The organism is Vibrio sp. 05-20-BW147, from assembly GCF_013369385.1.
Taxonomy (GTDB): domain Bacteria; phylum Pseudomonadota; class Gammaproteobacteria; order Enterobacterales; family Vibrionaceae; genus Vibrio; species Vibrio floridensis.
Window position 1 is genome coordinate 113,289 of record NZ_SZTO01000018.1, and the last position, 21,621, is coordinate 134,909.

A 21,621-nucleotide genomic window follows, 5' to 3' on the forward strand; every position below is an offset into this window, starting at 1 on the left:
AAGCAAACTTAAGCCCCTCTCCTGAGGGGCTTTTTTATTGAATCACCATAGAAATTAAGCCAAGCTTATCTGCACTTATTTGCAAACCATAGTGATCAGTAGGCAGGGATGAAAAAAGCACTAGTCAGTGTCGCGCTTTTGTTGGTTGTCGTCGCATTAATACCCATCAGCATTCTTATCAGCTTGCAAACCCGTTATGCCAGTCAAGTGTTTAACCACCTAAGCCAGCTTTCTTCGTTGGGCATGCAGGTCGAATCTGTTCACTACCAATATCCCCATCACTTTTCTTTTAAGAATGTCTCTTTTGACGACAGCGAGATTAATTACGTTGAACAGCTCGATGTTTGGATTGCGCCAGAATGGTATGCCGATGGTCGATGGCAAATAGCCAGTGTGCTGCTCGATGGTTTAAGCCTGCAAAACGGCTTAACTTCATCGTTGTCAGCACGGCTACCAAATGCAATTCATATCCATCAAATAGCGATCTCCAATCTCGATTATGCCGACAGCGCCTTCAGCGCGAGGGGGATGAAACTGCAGGTCAAACAGCCAATTTGGCAAAATGACGAGCAACGTATCCCTTTTGGTGAAATCCAATTTTCCGCACAACAGCTCTATTGGCAAGGTGAAGCCTTTAACCAACTGCTGGTTGATATTGACTATAAACCCCAGGACAGCACCGTTTATGGCCTCTCATTGGTTTGGCGCGGCGCCAAAGTCTCTGGCCAAGCGGAGCAATACCCGCAAGGTTGGTCATTGGTCAATGTTACCCTAGAAGGATTGACACTCACCGAGCAACAAGTCACCTCTATTTTGGCCAAGCCATGGCAAAGCCTTGGCATGAAGGTGAACCATATCAATAGCCTAGATATCTTACGCAGTTCACTTGCGATTGAGGGGTATCAATTGGTCAATTTTGAGTTGAGCAGTGAAAACCTCACTCTGCCTTTTGAACCTTGGCAACAGCAGCAAGGTCTGCTGTCCTTTTCGGCAGAAAGTGTTCAAGCGCCCAACAATATTTGGGTGGAACCGCGAGTAAAACTACAGCTCGATCCAAACGCGATTCAAGTAAAAGAGGCTTCTGCCCAATGGCAGCAAGGCAACGTGCTCTTTGCTGGCTTGCTTACACCAGACAGCATTCAACTGGAACAACTGCTGGTGAACAATGTGAAGTGGGCAGCCGAGCAACCGGGAGAAGGGGCATGGATACGACAACTGTTCGCTCAAACACCGCATGTTCGTATTGATAAACTCAGCATTGAACGCAGTCAGTTTATTCAGTTAATCAGCCAGCCCTATTGGCAGCTTTCTGGACTCAATATCGATGGCGAACAATTACTCTTAAAGCAAAATCATCAGGCAGGATTGTGGCAAGGTAAGTTGCGAGCAACGGCTGTGAATGCCAGCTACAAAGACATTCTAACCAGCCACCCATTGATTGAAATGCACAGCGAAAATGGCCTGTGGCAGCTTGAACGTCTGTTTGCGCCGCTCAAGCAAGGTTATGTCGAAGCATATGGGCAACTGCAGTTGGACAGCTTGAGCAAACCCTGGCAAGCCAACTTAAATGCGGATGGCCTGCCTATTGGATTGTTACTCTCTCAACTCCCTTTGCCTTTTGAACTCAACGCCATCAGCAGCCTTGATGTCAGCGCGAAAGGGCTAGGTGGTGATTGGGCAATGTTTTCCCATTCGCTCACCGGTGGCATTCATGCTCGCCTCCACGAAGTCTACACGCCATTTGATGAAGGGAGCATCCTGCCGCTGCAAGTTTCGGAAATCAGTCTGAGTATGGAGAGAGGCAAACTCACCCTCGACCCTGTCAAACTGCAAGGCCCCGATATCGAGGGCACATTTGGTGGTGCGAGCGATCTTACAGCGCCGGAACAAGGCGGCATTCACTATCAGATGAAAATGGGTTGCCAACAATGGAGTGGCGATATGATGTCAGACGAACATCAACGCGTAAATCAATGTCCAGAGCAAAGCCAAGCGACACAGGAGACTCCACCAGCCAAAACAGAAGAGGCCGCAAACGCGGCCTCTTAATGCACTCAAATAGCCATTACGCCTATTGCTGTCGCATCTGCTTTTTGTAGTTTGGCAGCAGCATGTAGGTACCGGTAAACTCCACCGCAGCCACATCACCGCTGTAAATGGTCACCAAGATAACAATGCGTGCTTTTCGTCCATTGGCAAGGCGATCTAAATCGCCACTGATCCCATCGAGCGAAGTGCTCGCAATCGGGGCTTTATCCACGGGATGACGATAACGAATGTTGCTGTCCGCCAGCACGATATCGCCTTTCAAACCACGCTCTTTGAGTAACAGCCACGCCATCCCCCAACCCGTAAGCGTCGCCAAGGTAAAGGCTGAACCCGCAAACAAGGTGTTGTGGGGATTGAGATTGGGATTGAGCTGCGCACAGCACTCAAATTGATAACCGGTGTATTGGTTAATTTTGATGCCCATTTTGTCAGCGATCGGGATTTGCTTTTCCCAACGGTCTTGCAGCTCGGTGCACCATTCTGGTTTGCGCAGCACATTCGCCATCGGATCAAGCGGTTTGACCATTTGTTGGTGACGCACTGGCCCACGCTCATCGGTCAGTTCACCGCGGCGTTCAAAACCATTTTTCTCATAAAATGAAATCGCATCTTCGCGCGCATTACACACCAAGCGTTTTGCCCCTTCTTGGCGCGCTAGCGACTCTAACGCCACCAGCACTAACGAACCCATGCCTTTGCTGCGGCGATTGCCTTTAACCGCCATATAACGAATTTGCCCTTCATTATCCGGCGTGATGTACAAACGGCCAATCGCAATCGGACGACCTCGGCCATCCACAATCATGCGATGGTGACTCATCGGATCATACTCATCACGCTCAGAGCCTATCGGCATGCGCCAAGGTTCGCGCAGCATTTGCCAACGGAAGTGGAAATACTTGTTCAGTTGATTGTCCGTTTCTGGGGTGATCAGTTTAAACATACAATTCCTTTTCCATGCATTATTCGCCCGTTCTTTGGGTCACTATACCTGTAACCAAAACGTCACTGGGCCATCGTTAATTAACGAGACTTTCATATCCGCAGCAAATCGTCCACGCTCCGTCGGTAGCACTTGCTGACACAAATCGGAGAAATAGTCGTATAAACGCTCAGCATCAGCGGGATGTGCACCACGAGAAAAACCAGCACGCGTGCCTTTTTTGGTATCGGCAGGCAAAGTAAATTGCGAAACCACCAACACCTTACCGTCTACTTGCTGCACGTTGAGGTTCATTTTTCCTTCGCTGTCCTCAAACACGCGGTAGGTCGTGACTCTCTCCATCAAACGCTTGGCTTTGGCCTCATCGTCGTCTTTTTCTACGCCGAGCAACACCAAAAGGCCTTGGTCGATCTGACCAACCACTTCACCATCGACGCGTACAGCCGCTTCACTAACTCTCTGAATCAAAGCGATCACGTTGAGTATCCTTTTCTAATTCTGTGTCATTATCTGGCAGCGATTGTATCACGTCCTCAGCTGGCCTCCAGTGCTCCCGCTCACCGAGTGCAGCGGTGACTTCAGCACCGATTAAAACGATCAACCAACAGAGATACACCCAAACAAAAAGAATCGGAATGGCGGCTAAAGCGCCATAAATCAATTGATACGACGGAAACTGTGTGATGTACGCGGCAAAGCCTTTTTTACTAAGCTCAAACAACACCGCCGCAATCATGGCACCAACGACGGCATGAGAAAACTGCACCTTCTTATTCGGCACCAACAAATAAAGACCAACGAAGGCAGAAGAAGAGAGGATAAATGGCAGCCAACGCAGCAACTGATCGTAGACTGTCGAGATCGCTTCACTATCGAGTAAACGCAGTGAGGTGATGTAAGAGGTGGCCGCAATACTGGCTCCGACCAAAATCGGCCCAAGCGTCAACACCATCCAATACATCGAAAACGAGAACACCGCACGACGCTTCTTCTTCACTCTCCAAATATAGTTGAGATTCTTGTCGATGTTGGAAATCAGCATCAACGCCGCCACAAACAGAAACGCCGCACCCACCGCCGTCATTTTGCCTGTATTGGCGATAAACTCTTGCAATGCCGCATGAACAGCGTCTCCCGATGCGGGTACAAAGTTCTGGATGATAAAGCTCTGCAATACCCCGCCCACATCCTCGAACACAGAAAACTTTGACAAGATCGACAGCAACACCGTCAGCATCGGCACTATGGAAAGCAAGGTAATGTAAGCCAAATAGCCAGCATTCACATTGACGCGGTCATGATTCATGCGTGTTATCAAATAACGGACGAAAGCCACACACGTTTGGGCTCTCTGCGGCAATCTCAACTTGTCTCTGCCAAATAACTGGTTCATAGTCCTAACCATACGTAACTTAAATAGATCATTGAGAAATAAGCATGCCTTATTTAATCACCATACTACTAACGATTTTTGCACTGACTGGTTGCCAGTCCGCATACTACTCTGCAATGGAAAAAGTGGGTTACCACAAACGTGAGATCATGGTCGACCGAGTCGAAGACGCCAAAGAATCTCAGCAAGAGGCCCAACAAGAGTTTACCAGCGCCTTGCAGGCTTTATCCAGCCTAACCCAATTTAATGGCGGTGAGTTGGAAGAGGTGTATAACCAAATCAACGACCAATACCAAGAGAGTGAAAAAGCGGCGCAAGAAGTACGAGACCGCATTGCGGCGATTGAAGATGTCTCGGATGCCTTGTTCGATGAATGGCAACAAGAGCTCGCACTTTACACCAATGCCAAGCTGCGCCGTTCCAGTGAACAGAAGCTCAAGGAGACCAAAGCCTCTTACCAACAGATGCTCAAAGCGATGAAACGAGCGGAGCAAAAAATGACACCAGTGCTCAATACGCTGCGCGACAATACTTTGTATTTGAAACACAATCTCAACGCCAGCGCCGTTGGGTCATTGCAAGGCGAGTTCATGAGCTTGGAAAAAGAGATCGCCAACGCCATCTCACAAATGAATGCTGCAATAGCCGAATCCGACAAGTTCTTGCAAAAACTCAACCAGCAGTAAACCTCTCAAACCTCTCGCTTGCGGGAGGTTTTTTATTGTGCCTCGCTAGGGTCTTTTCACCTTACATGCTGCAGAATAAACGCCACCCGCTCAGCCACACTTCCCCACGGCACTTCCACCACTTGATAACCTAGCTCACGGTAGCATTCCACCAACATTTGATGAATCTGCAACGCTTCGGCAAACGTGTGTGGCCGCACTTCGTCTTGGACATAAATGGACGACTCTGGTTTGCAGACGAACACTTTGGCGTAATAGCCTTGACTGGCCTGATGCAACGCGGTGGGCACCTCACAGTGCCCCATTTTGAGATAGCCAATGATATCGGGAATGGCGCGGTCGAAAAACGCGACGGTGGCACCACTGGCTTGGCGCTTTTGCTCACTCATCAACGCCAAACACAACTCAGCGAACGCGGGAAGATTGGTCCAGGGCAGAATGCCGTCAGCGCGTACACTTTGCTCCTCGATCAATGTGCGAGAGCCTTCCGCAAAAGTCATGTAACCCTGCGCCGACAGCGCATTAATTAACGTGGTTTTACCCGCTCCGGGGCCACCACTGATGATCACCAAATCCATGTTTTGCTCCTAAATAAACAAAAACCCTGAGTCGTTGCCAACTCAGGGTTTCCCATTTAATTAACCGAAAGCGTAATTACTTCGCTTCGCGAGAAGCACGTTTACGATCACTTTCCGTTAGGAATTTCTTACGGATACGGATGTTTTCCGGTGTAACTTCTACTAGCTCGTCGTCATCGATGAACTCTAGTGCTTGCTCTAGGGTCATCACGATTGGTGGAGTCAGAACCTGTGCGTCATCCGTCCCCGAAGCACGAACGTTGGTTAGCTGCTTACCTTTCAGTGCGTTTACGGTTAGGTCGTTGTCACGGCTGTGAATACCGATAACCATACCTTCGTACACTTCCACACCGTGACCGATGAAGAGACGACCACGTTCTTGCAGGTTAAATAGCGCGTTAGTCAGCGCTTTACCCGCAGCGTTCGCAATCAATACACCGTTGATACGTTGACCGATGTTACCGCCTTTGTGTGGGCCGTAGTGATCAAACGTATGGTAAAGAAGACCTGAACCCGACGTCAGTGTCATGAACTCAGTTTGGAAACCGATCAGACCACGAGATGGCATCATAAAGTCCAAACGAACACGGCCTTTACCATCTGGAGACATGTCTTTCAGTTCGCCTTTACGCATACCGATCTTCTCCATAATGCCACCTTGGTGTTCTTCTTGAACGTCGATGGTTACGGTTTCGAACGGTTCCATTAGCTGACCGTTTTCTTCTTTCAGGATTACTTCTGGACGCGATACTGCAAGCTCAAAGCCTTCACGACGCATGTTCTCGATCAGGATAGATAGGTGAAGCTCACCACGGCCTGAAACGCGGAATTTGTCTGGATCTTCAGTTTGCTCAACACGTAGTGCTACGTTGTGAACCAATTCCTTCTCAAGACGCTCAAGAATGTTACGTGAAGTCACGTACTTACCTTCAAGACCCGCAAACGGAGAGGTGTTTACTTGGAACGTCATGGTGACGGTAGGCTCATCCACAGACAACGGCTTAAGCGCTTCCACTTTGTTCACATCACAGATAGTGTCTGAAATTTTTAGCTCGCCAAGGCCAGTAATCGCAATGATGTCGCCCGCGGTTGCTTGATCAACTTCGTGGCGCTCAAGACCCATGTAACCCAGTACCGTGCCCACTTTGCCGTTACGCGTTTTACCATCTGCACCAATAATGGTTACTTGCTGGTTCGCTTTCACTTTACCACGAGTCACACGGCCAACACCGATAACACCCACGTATGAGCTGTAATCAAGCTGAGAAATTTGCATTTGTAGTGGACCATCAAGGTCAACATTTGGCGCATCAACCACATCAACGATCGTTTGGAACAGTGGTTCCATATTCTCGCCAGTTTCGCCTTCTTCAAGCGTTGCCCAGCCGTTTAGTGCCGAAGCATAAACCACTTTGAAATCGAGCTGTTCGTCAGTTGCACCTAGGTTGTCGAAGAGGTCGAACACTTGGTCCATAACCCAATCAGGACGCGCGCCTGGACGGTCGATCTTGTTGATTACAACGATAGGCTTAAGGCCGTGAGCAAACGCTTTTTGCGTTACAAAGCGCGTTTGTGGCATTGGGCCATCCACTGCATCAACGATAAGCAGTACGCAGTCTACCATCGACATAATACGTTCAACTTCGCCACCGAAGTCCGCGTGTCCAGGGGTATCTACGATATTGATACGGTAGTCATTCCAACGAATAGCGGTGTTTTTCGCCAAAATGGTAATGCCACGCTCTTTTTCGATGTCGTTCGAGTCCATGACTCGCTCTTCTACATCGCCGCGAGATTGTATAGTGCCCGATTGCTGCAGCAATTTATCAACCAGTGTGGTTTTACCGTGGTCAACGTGTGCGATGATCGCGATATTTCTTAATTTATCAATCTGTGGAGTCGTCATGGATTCTGATTCACTTGTTTAGACAATATTATTCAAGCCGTTCACTTTTTGAACAAGTCAGGCTTGATTAAAAAAACGGCCATAATGTACCAGATTTTGATAAAAAACCCAGAAATATGTGATCTATTCGTAAGTATTTTTGCTTGATTAACGCTATTTGGCCTTTTTAAAGAGTGGCAATTTTTCGACCAAGCTCACTCCACAGCCCATTTATGCATAGATGAGCACACATTGGTTGACAAAAGCGTCAAACAGGGGCGAAATGGATCGCGATTCTGATTCACAATGGTGCAACCGACAAAGGATTGCACCAAACTGATGCAATAAAGGATCATTTTGGTGCAAACATGGATACCCCGCACCAACAATGCGATGCAAGTGATTGATTAACATAGGTTAAAAAAACTGGCACACTTTTAGCTTTGTATGAATCAGCATCGATTAATAAGAATGAAATGAAATTAATCAATGCTGGATTCCAAATCGAATCTGACTATTACCGCTTTAATAACACTGGAGGTTATCCAAGATGTCAGTAGAAAACGTTCTATCGCTTATCCAAGAAAACGAAGTTAAGTTTGTTGACCTGCGTTTTACCGATACTAAAGGTAAAGAGCAGCACATCTCTATTCCTTCTCACCAAATCGATGCTGACTTCTTCGAAGACGGTAAAATGTTCGATGGTTCATCAGTTGCTGGCTGGAAAGGCATTAACGAATCAGACATGGTGATGATGCCTGACGCATCTTCAGCTGTTCTAGACCCATTTACTGAAGAAGCAACGCTAAACATCCGTTGTGACATCCTAGAACCAGGCACAATGCAAGGTTACGATCGTGACCCACGCTCTATCGCAAAACGTGCTGAAGAGTACATGCGTTCTACTGGCCTAGCAGACACCGTTCTTGTTGGTCCAGAGCCAGAGTTCTTCTTGTTTGACGATGTGAAATTCGCAACTGACATGTCGGGTTCATTCTTCAAGATCGACGACGTAGAAGCGGCATGGAACACAGGTTCTGACTACGAAAACGGTAACAAAGGTCACCGTCCAGGTGTGAAGGGTGGTTACTTCCCTGTAGCTCCAGTGGATTCTTCACAAGACCTACGTTCTGCAATGTGTCTTGTAATGGAAGAGATGGGCCTTGTTGTTGAAGCGCACCACCACGAAGTGGCAACAGCGGGTCAGAACGAAATCGCAACTCGCTTTAACACTCTAACGACTAAAGCGGACGAGATCCAAATCTACAAGTACGTGGTACACAACGTTGCACACGCATTTGGCAAAACAGCAACCTTTATGCCTAAACCACTTGTCGGCGACAACGGTTCTGGTATGCACGTTCACCAATCGCTAGCCAAAGATGGCGTGAACCTGTTTGCTGGTGACAAGTACGGCGGTCTATCTGAAATGGCGCTTTACTACATCGGCGGTATCATCAAGCACGCACGTGCACTGAACGCGATCACTAACCCAGCGACCAACTCGTACAAGCGTCTGGTTCCTCATTACGAAGCACCTGTAATGCTGGCTTACTCTGCGCGTAACCGTTCTGCGTCTATCCGTATCCCAGTGGTACCAAGCCCGAAAGCGCGTCGTATCGAAGTTCGCTTCCCAGATCCAGCAGCAAACCCATACCTAGCGTTTGCAGCTATGCTGATGGCTGGTCTTGACGGTATCAAGAACAAGATTCACCCAGGCGAAGCAATGGACAAAGATCTGTACGATCTACCAGCAGAAGAAGCGGCTGAGATTCCAAAAGTAGCGGAATCACTAAAACAAGCGCTAGAGTGCCTAGACAATGACCGTGAGTTCCTAACTGCAGGTGGCGTATTCTCTGATGATTTCATCGATTCTTACATCGAGCTGAAAACAAAAGAAGTTGAGCGCGTAAACGTGGCGGTTCACCCACTAGAGTTCGAACTGTACTACTCAGTATAATTTGTCCACTATGTAGACAGTGCAACTTTAGTTGCATCCATTTTAAGGCTCGCCTCACAGGCGAGCCTTTCTTTTATTTGCTAAATACTCACTGAGTAATAACATAACCTTGCTATAACAAAAACGATATCGAAGCCCTGTTTTTCATAGAGGTTTCGTCTTAATTAACGTGAACTTGCATCTCTTAGGAGGTGAAACATGAAACTACTTTTTGCTCTATGCCTCTCACTCTTAACGTCGTTTGTTGCCGCTCAAACGGTATACACATGGGTCGATGAGAATGGCATGCTCCACATGAGTGACACGCCCAACAACGGTGCAAAGTCCGTAGTACTACCGGATCTTGATGGCACCGCCCCCCCTCCTCAAGTGGAATCGACCCAATCGTTGGCCAAACCAAACCAAGCAGTCAAAGAACAAGAGCAACCAATCAAGAAAGAGGAGGCTCAAGCCCTTTCTCTCTCACTTCGCTCACCAACCCACGATGCAACCATTCGCAGCAATCAAGGGTTAATCACGATTCAAGTGCAGACCAACCGTAAGCTGGATATTGGTGAGCAGCTGCAACTGATGTTTGACGGAAATCGCTATGGTGCCCCTCAGACCTCGACGTTGTGGCAGCTGAAAAACATCGATCGCGGTACTCACGTCATTGCCGTACAAGCCTTTCGAAGCGGCAAGCTTATTGCATCTACTAGCCCTATATCAGTGCATCTTCATCGCACTAAGATAAAATAGCGGTTTACAAGCAATATTAAGTAGCTGATAGACGGAAATTCTCCTTTCTCTTGTCTTTGTAATCCGCCATACTGAATTCATTTGCACCAAGTTAGTGCAATGCACCAGAAGATAACAAAAACAAGGATGTGAAGGTGAATTCCGCTCTCTCAAATACCATTCTCAACAATATGGTGACGGCAACGCTTATCTTAGATGATGAGCTGCAAATACATCATGCCAATCCCGCGGCCGAACAGCTGTTTTCACAGAGCGCCAAACGGATTGTGCATCATCCTTTATCGCAGTTGATTCAGCATGCATCGCTCGATCTCGCCCTGCTTTCACAGCCATTACAAAGCGGACAAAGCATTACCGACAGTGACGTCACTTTCGTGGTGGATGGCAAACCTTTGTTGCTGGAGGTGACGGTCAGTCCGATTTCTATCGAAAGAGAGCTGATGCTCTTGATGGAAATGCGCAAAGTTGACCAACAACGTCGCATCACTCAAGAAATGAACCAGCACGCACAACAGCAAGCGGCAAAGCTGTTGGTTCGTGGATTGGCGCATGAAATAAAAAACCCGTTGGGTGGGTTACGAGGTGCAGCACAGCTATTGGAAAAAATGCTGCCGGATCCCTCATTGACGGAATACACCCAGATCATTATTGAGCAGGCTGATCGCCTACGCGCGCTCGTCGACCGTTTACTCGGTCCACAAAAACCCGGTAAAAAACAACAAACCAATCTCCACCAAGTGCTCGAAAAAGTACGCCAATTGGTTGAGCTCGAATCGCAGAAAACACTGGTGATTGAACGAGACTACGACCCAAGCTTGCCCGACATCTACATCGATACCGATCAAATTGAACAAGCGATGCTCAATATCGTCAGCAACGCTTCACAAATTTTGGCTCACCAAGAGGATGGCAAAATCTCCATTCGCACCAGAACGGTGCACCAAGCCAATATTCACGGTCAGCGCTGCAAAGTCGCTGCAAGAATAGAAATCATCGATAACGGTCCCGGCATCCCCGTTGAACTACAAGATACTTTATTTTATCCCATGGTCAGTGGCCGCGATGGAGGAACAGGGTTGGGACTCTCCATTTCGCAAAACCTGATCGATCAGCACAACGGAAAAATTGATGTTGAAAGCTGGCCGGGGCACACCAACTTTACGATTTATTTGCCAATTTAACGCTGCAAGGAATAGAACATGAGTAGAGGCTATGCTTGGGTTGTCGACGACGACAGTTCGATTCGCTGGGTAATGGAAAAGACATTATCTTCTGCCAACATCAAATGTGAAACCTACGCCAATGGAGAAAGTGTGTTGATGGCATTAGAACGTGAAGTGCCTGACGTCTTGGTTTCTGATATTCGCATGCCTGGCATTGATGGGATCGAACTATTAAAACAAGTGCATGAGAAGTGTCCGAACTTGCCCGTCATCATCATGACGGCACATTCGGATCTGGATGCGGCGGTTAACGCTTACCAAAAAGGGGCATTTGAGTACCTGCCCAAACCCTTTGATATCGATGAAACGCTCATGCTGGTTGAGCGTGCGATTGCTCACGGACAAGAGCAAAAACGTGAACAAATGGCCTCTAGTCAAACACACGCAGCGCACACTCCGGAAATCATCGGCGAAGCGCCAGCGATGCAAGAGGTTTTCCGCGCCATTGGCCGCCTTTCACGCTCTTCCATTTCGGTATTGATTAATGGCGAATCTGGGACCGGCAAAGAGCTGGTTGCCCACGCTTTGCACCGCCACAGTCCTCGTTCAAGCAAACCCTTTATTGCATTGAACATGGCAGCAATACCGAAAGATCTGATTGAATCTGAACTGTTTGGCCATGAAAAAGGCGCGTTTACTGGCGCAAACTCGGTACGCCAAGGTCGTTTCGAACAAGCCAATGGCGGTACCCTTTTCCTTGACGAGATTGGTGACATGCCACTCGACATCCAGACGCGACTTCTTCGTGTTCTGGCAGACGGCCAGTTTTATCGTGTTGGTGGCCACTCTCCGATAAAGGTCGATGTGAGAATCGTCGCGGCGACCCATCAAAACCTCGAACGTTTGGTGCAACAAGGCAAATTTCGTGAAGACCTTTTTCACCGCCTCAACGTCATTCGCGTGCAGATCCCAGCCCTTCGCGAACGTAAGCAAGATATCGAAAAACTGACCCAGCACTTCTTGCTGCGAGCCGCAGAAGAGCTCGGTGTAGAAGCCAAAACGTTACACAGCAGCACGGTAGAGATACTCAACCGCCTCAGTTGGCCAGGCAACGTTCGCCAACTCGAAAACATTTGCCGTTGGTTGACCGTGATGGCTAGTGGTAGCGAAGTTTTGCCCAACGATTTGCCGAGCGAGTTGGTAAACGAGAAACGCATGGTGGAGGAATCCAATCCCAGCGGAACTTGGCAAGAAACGCTGTCGGTTTGGGCAGAAAACGCCCTTGAGTCGGGAGAAAAAGAACTTCTGGCTTATGCACTTCCTCAATTCGAACGTATACTATTAGAAGCAGCACTGAGGCACACCAATGGACATAAACAAGATGCCGCCAAAGTGCTAGGTTGGGGACGCAATACGCTCACACGCAAGCTCAAAGAACTGTACTGATTCTTTACAGCACGTCACTTAAATATCAGAGCGCGTCTCTCCTTATTGGCTCAAAAGAACTCAAGGATTGACGCATTCTCTATGTACGAGCTCGAAGAAAAACGCAGCATCTCATTAAAAACCGCGGTTATCGCTCCATTTGTGGTGATATTCCTGCTTTCCATAAGCTTAGTGATTCTGGTTCAGCGCAACAGTTATGAACATGCCGTGCTCGACCTCAGCGAAAAACAGCTTTCCTCATTAACGGAAAATGTACGCAACAATCTTACTGAGTATTTAGGCGCTCCCTTTGATGCTGGGTTGGCAATGGCCCATACCATCAGCTATAACCACCTTTACCAAGCGGATGACACCTCAAAGCTGCAAGGCTATTTTCTCAATGCTTTTCAAACCCTGTACGCCGATATTCCACAACTTGATGTGATTGGCTTTGGTTCGGAAGCCGCCGACTATATCGGTTTTCGCAAAGAGAACGATGGCTCTCATACCTTGATGATTCAAGATGATCGCACCGATAGCAAGCTGGTGATTTATCGCGGCGAACATATCAGCAATGATATTGTTTCGGTTATTCCCAATTACGATCCTCGCATTCGCCCTTGGTATGCACCTGTCGCCAAAGAACGAAAAGTGATGTGGTCTTCAATCTACGCCAATGCAGATGAACGCCAAGAGATCACCCTATCCGCTCTATCTCCTGTTTATGATACTGAACAGTTTGTCGGCGTGATGGTGACGGATATTCGCATCAATACCTTTAACGCTTTTCTTAGTCAGTTACGTGAAAAAACCAAAGCGAAGGTTTACATCATGGACAGTGAACAACGCTTGGTTGCCCACTCGGGACAAGGTAGCGTCGTCTCTTGGGGGACAGAATGGTCTAAGAAAGGCGAACGCCTACTGGCAGTAGAAAGCGCAGACCCAATCATCAAGTTGCATGCTGAGCGCGTAAAACAAGATAGCCTGATGGCGCATCCAACATCGCGTCCCTTCGAGTTGAAAACCAAGAATGAGCGATACTTTAGTTTGCTCTCACCTTACACCGATGCCTATGGCCTCACTTGGTTCATTGGTATCGCCATTTCTGAATCAGAGCTTCTTGGCTCTCTACCCAAGTCGCAACAGCAAAGCTGGCTAATTGGCCTTCTGGTCAGCGCAATTGGCATGTCGTTTTGCTTAGTTATCTTTAGCCGTATTACCCGCCCCATTACTGCGACAGCAACAGCAGCGAAAAATCTCGCCAACGGCAATTGGGATAGCCATATGCCAAAACCTGGGCGTATTCATGAGACCAGTTTACTGGTGAACGCCTTTAACGATATGACCAACAATCTCAAAGCGTCGTTTAAAGCGCTGCAAAACCAATTGGTTTTCGATTCGTTAACCAAACTCTACAGTCGAGAAGGACTGATAGACATCAGCAAACGCCAAACCAGTGAATCCGGCTGCTTGTTCATACTAGGTGTAGATCGATTCCGCGACATCAATGACAGCATGGGGCACTACAATGGTGATCAGCTGCTCATTAAGATCGCTGAACGCCTACAAACCATATTTGACGACAAATACTTATTGGCGCGAACCGGTGGTGATGAGTTCGCCATTTACGCCCCACACATCAAACAGTCAGAGGAAATGTCACTAGCCGTCAATCGCTTACAACAGCTTTTCGTTGCACCTTTTTACATGAATGAAGAAAGCGTGGTGATGAAGGTTTCCATCGGTATTGTCATCACAGATAACGACAACAACATGGCTCGTTGGTTACGCAACGGCAGCATAGCATTAAGCAATGCCAAACAAGATGTAGCGGGAATCAGCTACTATAGACCAGAGATGGCTGATGCATCAAAATTTCGCACCCAGATGCTGGCCAAGATTCAGGACGGCCTCGATAGCAATGAATTTGTTCCCTACTACCAGCCGATTATTGAGCTAAAAAGCGGCGAAGTGATCGGTGCAGAGGCCTTGGCACGTTGGCTTAGCAAGCAAGGCATAGTCTCCCCACTCGATTTTATTCCCATCGCGGAAGATAGCGGCATGATTCAAGAAATCGGCAAACGAATCTTACTGCAATCGTGCCGTGATTGTGCTCAAGCGATAGCTCAAGGCCGTTGGCGGAAAGAGTTCCAATTGCATGTAAACATTTCCGTCAATCAGTTATCGCGAGAGGATTTTGTTAGTGAAGTTTCTCAAGTCTTAGCCGAAACGGGCTTGTCCGCCTCCAACTTAACACTGGAGATCACCGAGTCTCGCTTGGTCGAAAGCGCCCATTCCACCATGGATAACATGAACAAACTGCGGAAACTAGGTATAGCGATAGCCATTGATGATTTCGGTACTGGCTATTCTTCTTTGGCGTACTTACATTCATTGCCGTTTGACTGCCTCAAAATCGATCGCACCTTTGTTGAAAAACTTAACCGAGAAGGATTAAACAGCTCGGTAGTGGCCGCCGTGGTAAACATCACTCGCGGCTTTAACGTTAACGTTGTTGCAGAGGGAGTGGAAACGAGTGTGCAAGCAGAACTGTTGATGGAGCTAGGGTGCACACTCGCACAAGGTTATCTCTATAGCCGCCCGGTGCCATTTGATGAGTGGCCATCACTATAAGCACAAACCGTTAAGACACATTAAAAATGCCAGCGTTTTCGCCGGCATTTGTATTTAAAGAGACATCGATACTGTGTTTAGATCACGCGAGAAAACTGCTGTTGACGCGCTTTGGCTCGCAAGTACTTATCAAAGCACATACAGATATTGCGAATGAGCAAACGGCCACGAAGTGTCACGCGGATCGCTTGTTCATCCACTTCCACCAGCGCATCGTCAATAAAGGTCTGTAGTAATTGTAAGTCTTCTTTAAAGTAATGATTGAACGTCACCGCGAACTGCTTCTCAATCGCCACTTTGTCGAGCTTGAAGTTACAGATAAGCTGCTTGATAACTTCTCGTCGTAGTAAGTCATCACTATCGAGTGCGACCCCTTTCCACAAAGCGTGGCGCAGTTCATTTACCTGTGCGTAATATTTCTTCAACTCTTTTTGGTTTTGCGCATAGGCATCACCAATCATGGAAATCGCCGATACACCGAAGCCAACCAAATCACATTCACCTTGTGTGGTATAGCCTTGGAAGTTGCGGTGCAAAATACCGTTGCGCTGCGCCACCGCCAACTCATCTTCAGGCAGAGCAAAGTGATCCATCCCAATGAACTGGTAGCCTGCATCGGTCAATGTCGCGATAGTGTTTTGCAGAATCGCCATTTTCTCTTCCGCTTTCGGCAAATCTTCATCTTTGATTTTGCGCTGCGCAGCAAAAAGCTGAGGCATGTGAGCGTAGTTAAACACCGACAATCGGCCTGGCTTCATGGTGAGGACTTGTTCCAGCGTTTTAGCGAAAGAGTCTCGATCTTGCTTAGGCAAACCGTAAATCAAGTCAAGGTTAGTCGAGCGGAAGCCGAGCTGCTTCGCACGCTCAACCATAGCGAAAATAAACGCTTCATCTTGCTCACGGTTAACCAGTTTCTGCACTTCTTTATTAAAGTCTTGCACACCGATACTCAGGCGGTTAAAGCCTTCTGCACGTAGGTGATCCAGCATTTCCAACGCGATTTCTCGTGGGTCTACTTCAATACTGATTTCCGCATCCGCAACAAAAGTAAACTCTTCACGCAGTAGCGTCATCAAACGCGTGATCTGTTTTGCGCTAAGAAACGTTGGCGTACCACCACCAAAATGCAGTTGCGTCACGTGACGTCCTTGCAGTAAAGACGCACGTTGGCGAATTTCATGCTCCAGCACATCCAAATACTCATCCGCTTTGTGCGAATGACGCGTGATCACTTTGTTGCAACCACAGTAGTAGCAAAGCTTGTGACAAAACGGGATATGAACGTAGAGAGAAAGCGGTCGCTCTGGGTATTGCGAGCAAGCCATATCGTAATCAGAAATGGTAAAAGCTTCATGAAACTCTAGAGCCGTTGGGTAAGACGTATAACGTGGACCTGAGTAGTTATATTTGTCCAATACCGCTTGGTCCCAAACAATTTGTTGGTTCGATTCAAGATTCTGATTCGACATGGTGGTACTTCCATAAAATGCTGTGGGGCGCTATTTTGCCACATCAACAAGACACTCATGCGCTGTGATATGGCTTTTTTATCGCCAATTTTTAGAAGTGCTAGCCTGATCACGATAGCCCTGCTCAAAAGCAGGGCTAGAGATTAGATCATCTGAACATGGATTTGATTGTTCAGCGGCTTCACTCTTTTTTGCAGTGTTTTGAGATCTTCGATCACCGCTTCGCTGAGGCGACCTTCAGCCTTGTGACGTTCAAGGTTTTGCTTCATGCGTTGCTGTTTCTCCAGCTTTTGACGTTCTTCACCACGCGCCATGTCTTTAACGACATGATAAAGCTCTGAAATCGCAGGATACTCTTTGTCGAAATCGACACGATCCTCACCTTGAACGTAGTCCATGATGCAATATACCCGAATCGCAATTTCGGATAGGTCACATTGGCCTTGAATGCCCGCGAGACAAAGGGTGTTCACATTATCAAAAATGTTGGCGTTGCGTTTTTCAAGCGCCAACTTCTGATGCTGGAGCTGCAACTCCTTTTGCTTTTTAAGCTGGAGTAGAAGGTAACCAGCATACGACGCCAAACCAAGGATGATAGCGCCACCAAGAATGGCCAGTAGGGTTACACTCATTGTTCCACTTATCCTTTGTAATCATCCATGTCAAAGTCTTCAAAATCTGCTAGCAGATCATCATCCGAGCGTGATTTGCGCACTGGCGCTTCTTGGTACTCTTCTTCTGCTTCTGGCTCTAGTAAGCCAAGCTGACTCATCAACTGCTCGATGCGATCGAGTTTTTCATCCACGTATTGCTGTAGACCACGACCAAGGTTTTCACCTGACTCGAGGCGGTCAAGCAACACATTCAGTTTCGCATCATTTTCGAGCATCTCGAGCTCTTGTGCGGCAGAAAGGCGACGCTCTTGTTTATTGAGTTTCTTCGCCGGTTCCACAATTAGTGGAATCTTCTTCTTGCTGCCCAAGCGCGGATCAAGTTGCTGTGATGAACCTTGTTTTTGCTTTGACACTTCTTCTGAATTACGGGCACCCGCTTTTAGTCCTTTACGCTTTTTGTCTTTTTTGCGTAAACGACCAGCAACGTCCGACTCAGAACGGTTGCGGGTAACGATGAATTCAGGTGCACCTGCGGCACCCGGCTTTCTTGATTTTTTCTTACGACTCATTACTGGGTCTTCCTCAGTAAAATTACATCTTTGCCAATAAATTCTAGTTCGAGCTGATCACGCTCGGCTAGATACTGGAACGTTGCTTGGCTAAAAAAGATCACATGGGTGGGATCATTTTTATAGTGCCAATGTGTAAACGCTTCTCGATCGATCACCATTTTGGTCATCAGACCGATCCAGCCTCCAGGTTTAACTAAATTTAACCATTGTTGCCACACCGCATTGGGTTCATAAAGGTGCTCTATTACCTCTGTGGCGGTCATGAAGTCATACTTTGTCGCCAATGACAATGCATTGGGATGATAGTAAATATCGTATAACGCCATGATATGACCATGCTCTTCTAGCATCAACGAGAGCGTTGGCCCCGGCCCACAACCAAAATCTAATCCTTTCGATTGCGGTGCAATTCTTTCCAATAGAGGCTCAGCAATACGCGATAAAAAGCGACGATAGCCGAGGTCCAACGGATTGTTCTCATGCAGATCATAGTGAGCTTTTTCTGTTTTTGCATCCAGCCGTAGCGCCGGATTCACAAACACTAACTCACACTGCTCGCATTGCAGATACTCACGGTGTTTGTCGGTGAAAAAGTGCTGAATCTGATCATGCTGACATAAAGGACAAGTATGCATTGGGACTTCCTCAAACAAGGATGCGAAACATACCAGAAAGTCAGGCCATATTGGAGGGTTGGCGGGCAAAATATCACCAATTTCGTAAAAAAACCGCCAAAATAAAAAAAGCGACAGCTATGCTGTCGCTTTCTGAACCGCCACATAAGTGGCTAAAACTGTGTTGCACTCATTTAGTGCACCAATATTCCATTTGTTTTTCAAGCTTTCCTTGCCAAAAGTGTTGTTTGCCATCTTCCTGATGATTTTTGGCTTTCCTTCGACTTCCTGTATCACGGCGATTCCTTGCGCCTGATCCTTTACCCTGTCTTAACCTTTAGACGAGATGACCATCCTTATCCGATCAACATCCCGCTGACCTGACGTCCTTTCTCCGGCTTTCAAACACTCCCTGTGTCTGCATCCTTGGAGACCATCTTGGTCTGTCATCCTTTCCTACTCCCTGTAGATGCGCTTTACTTTACCCTGTCATCACAATGAGACAACTAAGCGAAAACGATTTCCTCAAGATTTTTTTGAGCTTTTTTTTAAACTCTTTAATTTCAAACACCTAAATGTTCATATTGGGAAAACACCACACTACAGAATGGTGAATCTCTTACAAACGAAAGAGCGAAATGTCTTTATTGACAGAGGAGGAAATAAAACGCTCACTCGCATTTTCTCCAAAAAGAAAATGCCCTGGTCATCAACCAGGGCATTTTCATACAACCTTTGCTCGAGCGGGACAACGAATTAGTGAAGACCACCAACGTATTTAGACAAAATTTCGATGTCGTCATCAGTCAGTTTCTTCGCAATATCACGCATCATCGCATTCATGTCGTTGTTGCGTGAAGAGTCGCGGAATTTAACAAGTTGAGCTTTGATGTAGTCAGCATGCTGACCTGAAATTTTCGGGAAACCTGAAAGCTCAGTGCCGTTACCACGAGGGCCATGACAAGCAATACATGCAGCAACACCACGACTGGCATCACCCGCGGTATAAAGCACTTTACCTTGCTCAACCACGTTTTCCGGTGTGGTATTGTGAGAAATTGGCAGTGACGCATAGTAAGCCGCTAAGTCTGCCATATCCTGTTCACTCAGAGGCATAGCCATGCCACTCATCACAGGATCATAACGACCTTGCTTACCGGCACTTTCCATACCTAATTTGAGATCTTTCAACTGCTTCTCAAGGTATTTGGCATGTTGGCCTGCCAGTTTTGGGTAAGTAGTGATTGCACTGTTGCCGTCAGCACCGTGACACGCAACACACGTTTGGGATTTTTCTTTACCAGCTTCAATACTACCTTGGGCCCATACTGAGCAGCTGGCTAAAAGACTCAAAATTAGCGCTAATTTCTTCATGACATTCCATTATAATTATCAAGCTTCCAGTACCACGGAATTTGAACATACCGAGTACACTCATGGTACAATAGGCGACCTTATGCCGAGCACGGTTATTTTACACAATTTCACAAAAAAGTAATCAATCGACTACACAAAGTCGAGATGGAGTTAACAGTGAGCGTAAAAATTCATTACCAAAACACGCATTTCATCACTAGTGCACCCGATATTCGCCATTTACCTGCCGATGAGGGCATCGAAATTGCGTTTGCAGGACGCTCAAACGCTGGTAAATCCAGTGCACTTAACCGTTTAACCAATCAAAAGAGCTTGGCCAAGACATCAAAAACCCCTGGCCGTACTCAGTTGATCAACTTGTTCAAAGTCACTGAAGGGTGCCACATTGTGGACTTGCCTGGATATGGCTTTGCACAAGTGCCACTTGAAATGAAAAATAAGTGGCAAAAATCACTTGGTGAGTATTTGCAAAAACGCGAATGCTTGAAGGGCTTAGTGGTACTGATGGACATTCGTCATCCAATGAAAGATCTCGACCAACAGATGATCTTTTGGGCAATTGAAAGTCGTATCCCAGTGCAAGTACTGCTGACAAAAGCAGACAAACTGAAGAGCGGTGCGCGTAAAGCGGAATTGCTCAAAGTGCGCAAGTTAGCGGAAACCTTCGGTGGGGACGTGCAAGTGGATGTCTATTCTTCCCTCAAAGGGCTTGGGGTGGATCAGCTACGAGCTAAATTAGACTCATGGTTTGCCCCCGCTTTCGCTCATTTACTCGAAGAAGAGCAAGGGAATGAGCAACCATCAGCAGAGTAATCTTGACGATCCAAATTCATTCTAACGCGAGCCCTACTGTTATGCAGTGGGGTTTTTTCTTGTCTTTGGTTTTACTTAACGGCAACTCACTGAGCACCCATTTGCTAAACTCCAGATACAAAAATCCCCGCCATCCTGGCAGGGAAACGGGAGAGAAAAATTGGTAGTTATTGTTATAGTTCGAAGCATTACCGATGTTTCTTTCTATTTCAATAGCCCAATGACTATCAAAAATCGCGCACCAGACCAATCCTGCCCCTCACCACGAAATATAACCAATTGATAAAAATAAGAAAAACATCACAACCATTCGACTGCAATATGCACTTAGTTTTTCAAGAGAAATAATCAGAGTGTGAGTGGTGTAAACTTACATGTTGATATAACGCTCTGTTGCGTTCGTTTTTCAATCTGAAACCGTATAAAAAGAAACAAACAAGAGGCGTTAAGAATGGAGATGCGATATAGATATGATTTAATTGGAATTTTATTTAGCCCAATAAAAAACGCCCCAGTCAAATAACCTGACTGGGGCGGCTGAATCAGCCTAATCCAATAACGTGAAACAAAAGGTCTGAAAGATAGAACATCTTACCTCTGTACCCTACGCGTATTAATGTACAACATTTGGTCAGAATTGCAAAGTTTTTCTGTAGTTTTTTTTCATTAAATTTTTATTTAGCTACAACTCAACAATATTTCGCTAAA

At 46.9% G+C, this 21,621-nt stretch carries 19 protein-coding genes; 8 read left to right on the forward strand and 11 right to left on the reverse strand.

Annotated features, from left to right (window positions below; translation table 11 throughout):
* The first annotated feature begins 108 nt into the window (after positions 1-108).
* Positions 109-2,049: an AsmA family protein gene (locus FC652_RS16170; protein ID WP_176299400.1), complete on the forward strand. Its 1,941-nt coding sequence runs from the start codon at positions 109-111 to the stop codon at positions 2,047-2,049.
* Positions 2,050-2,071: 22 nt separating this feature from the next.
* On the opposite strand, the gene FC652_RS16175 is transcribed toward FC652_RS16170, so the two are convergent.
* From FC652_RS16175 to FC652_RS16185, 3 genes are read right to left on the reverse strand one after another with little or no spacing between them, the layout of a single operon-like run.
* The gene (locus FC652_RS16175) at positions 2,072-2,992 is read right to left on the reverse strand and encodes a bifunctional GNAT family N-acetyltransferase/hotdog fold thioesterase (protein WP_176299401.1); all 921 of its coding nucleotides are present in this window, start codon (positions 2,990-2,992) and stop codon (positions 2,072-2,074) included.
* 42 nt (positions 2,993-3,034) lie between these two features.
* Complete coding sequence (dtd, locus tag FC652_RS16180; protein ID WP_060532775.1) at positions 3,035-3,469, reverse strand: D-aminoacyl-tRNA deacylase; 435 nt, start codon at positions 3,467-3,469, stop codon at positions 3,035-3,037.
* Positions 3,444-4,385 carry a virulence factor BrkB family protein gene (locus FC652_RS16185; RefSeq protein WP_176299402.1) on the reverse strand — a complete coding sequence of 314 codons (942 nt, stop codon included), beginning with the start codon at positions 4,383-4,385 and terminating at the stop codon, positions 3,444-3,446. The genes dtd and FC652_RS16185 overlap by 26 nt, the downstream gene beginning before the upstream one ends.
* Positions 4,386-4,429: 44 nt before the next feature.
* On the opposite strand from FC652_RS16185, the gene FC652_RS16190 reads away from it, so the two are divergent.
* A complete protein-coding gene (locus tag FC652_RS16190; RefSeq protein WP_011078953.1) occupies positions 4,430-5,071 on the forward strand; it encodes a DUF2959 domain-containing protein in 642 nt (213 codons plus the stop codon).
* Positions 5,072-5,127: 56 nt separating this feature from the next.
* Here FC652_RS16190 and FC652_RS16195 read toward each other — a convergent pair whose 3' ends face one another.
* Both FC652_RS16195 and typA read right to left on the reverse strand, forming a co-directional pair.
* Positions 5,128-5,649 (reverse strand): AAA family ATPase, encoded by a 522-nt coding sequence (locus FC652_RS16195; RefSeq protein WP_176299403.1) that lies wholly within the window; start codon positions 5,647-5,649, stop codon positions 5,128-5,130.
* A gap of 76 nt (positions 5,650-5,725) precedes the next feature.
* Positions 5,726-7,555: a translational GTPase TypA gene (gene typA / locus FC652_RS16200; RefSeq protein ID WP_176299404.1), complete on the reverse strand. Its 1,830-nt coding sequence runs from the start codon at positions 7,553-7,555 to the stop codon at positions 5,726-5,728.
* A 529-nt stretch (positions 7,556-8,084) separates the two neighbouring features.
* On the opposite strand from typA, the gene glnA reads away from it, so the two are divergent.
* The 5 genes from glnA (at position 8,085) to FC652_RS16225 (ending at position 15,454) form a co-directional block, all read left to right on the forward strand.
* Positions 8,085-9,494 (forward strand): glutamate--ammonia ligase, encoded by a 1,410-nt coding sequence (glnA, locus tag FC652_RS16205; RefSeq protein WP_176299405.1) that lies wholly within the window; start codon positions 8,085-8,087, stop codon positions 9,492-9,494.
* A gap of 198 nt (positions 9,495-9,692) precedes the next feature.
* The gene (locus FC652_RS16210; RefSeq protein WP_176299406.1) at positions 9,693-10,232 is read left to right on the forward strand and encodes a DUF4124 domain-containing protein; all 540 of its coding nucleotides are present in this window, start codon (positions 9,693-9,695) and stop codon (positions 10,230-10,232) included.
* Positions 10,233-10,366: 134 nt separating this feature from the next.
* On the forward strand, positions 10,367-11,413 hold the full coding sequence (gene glnL, locus FC652_RS16215; RefSeq protein WP_176299407.1) for a nitrogen regulation protein NR(II): 1,047 nt from the start codon (positions 10,367-10,369) through the stop codon (positions 11,411-11,413).
* Positions 11,414-11,431: 18 nt separating this feature from the next.
* Positions 11,432-12,841, forward strand: coding sequence for a nitrogen regulation protein NR(I) (gene glnG, locus FC652_RS16220; protein WP_176299408.1), 1,410 nt, complete (start codon positions 11,432-11,434; stop codon positions 12,839-12,841).
* Between the two features lie 81 nt (positions 12,842-12,922).
* Entirely contained in the window at positions 12,923-15,454 is a 2,532-nt protein-coding gene (locus FC652_RS16225; protein WP_176299409.1) for an EAL domain-containing protein, read from the forward strand.
* 77 nt (positions 15,455-15,531) lie between these two features.
* Here FC652_RS16225 and hemN read toward each other — a convergent pair whose 3' ends face one another.
* The 6 genes from hemN to FC652_RS16255 form a co-directional block, all read right to left on the reverse strand.
* Positions 15,532-16,923, reverse strand: coding sequence for an oxygen-independent coproporphyrinogen III oxidase (gene hemN, locus FC652_RS16230; RefSeq protein ID WP_176299410.1), 1,392 nt, complete (start codon positions 16,921-16,923; stop codon positions 15,532-15,534).
* 143 nt (positions 16,924-17,066) lie between these two features.
* Positions 17,067-17,555, reverse strand: coding sequence for a DUF2489 domain-containing protein (locus FC652_RS16235; protein WP_176299411.1), 489 nt, complete (start codon positions 17,553-17,555; stop codon positions 17,067-17,069).
* Between the two features lie 8 nt (positions 17,556-17,563).
* Complete coding sequence (gene yihI, locus FC652_RS16240) at positions 17,564-18,106, reverse strand: Der GTPase-activating protein YihI (protein ID WP_176299412.1); 543 nt, start codon at positions 18,104-18,106, stop codon at positions 17,564-17,566.
* On the reverse strand, positions 18,106-18,744 hold the full coding sequence (locus FC652_RS16245) for a class I SAM-dependent methyltransferase (protein ID WP_176299413.1): 639 nt from the start codon (positions 18,742-18,744) through the stop codon (positions 18,106-18,108). Before FC652_RS16245 ends, yihI begins: the two co-directional genes overlap by 1 nt.
* A 117-nt stretch (positions 18,745-18,861) precedes the next feature.
* Positions 18,862-19,020, reverse strand: coding sequence for a hypothetical protein (locus FC652_RS16250; RefSeq protein WP_176299414.1), 159 nt, complete (start codon positions 19,018-19,020; stop codon positions 18,862-18,864).
* Positions 19,021-19,479: 459 nt separating this feature from the next.
* Positions 19,480-20,097, reverse strand: a complete 618-nt coding sequence (locus FC652_RS16255; protein WP_176299415.1) for a cytochrome c — start codon at positions 20,095-20,097, stop codon at positions 19,480-19,482.
* Between the two features lie 159 nt (positions 20,098-20,256).
* Between FC652_RS16255 and yihA the strand changes: the two genes are divergently transcribed.
* Positions 20,257-20,913, forward strand: a complete 657-nt coding sequence (gene yihA / locus FC652_RS16260) for a ribosome biogenesis GTP-binding protein YihA/YsxC (protein WP_176299416.1) — start codon at positions 20,257-20,259, stop codon at positions 20,911-20,913.
* The last annotated feature ends 708 nt before the right edge of the window (positions 20,914-21,621 follow it).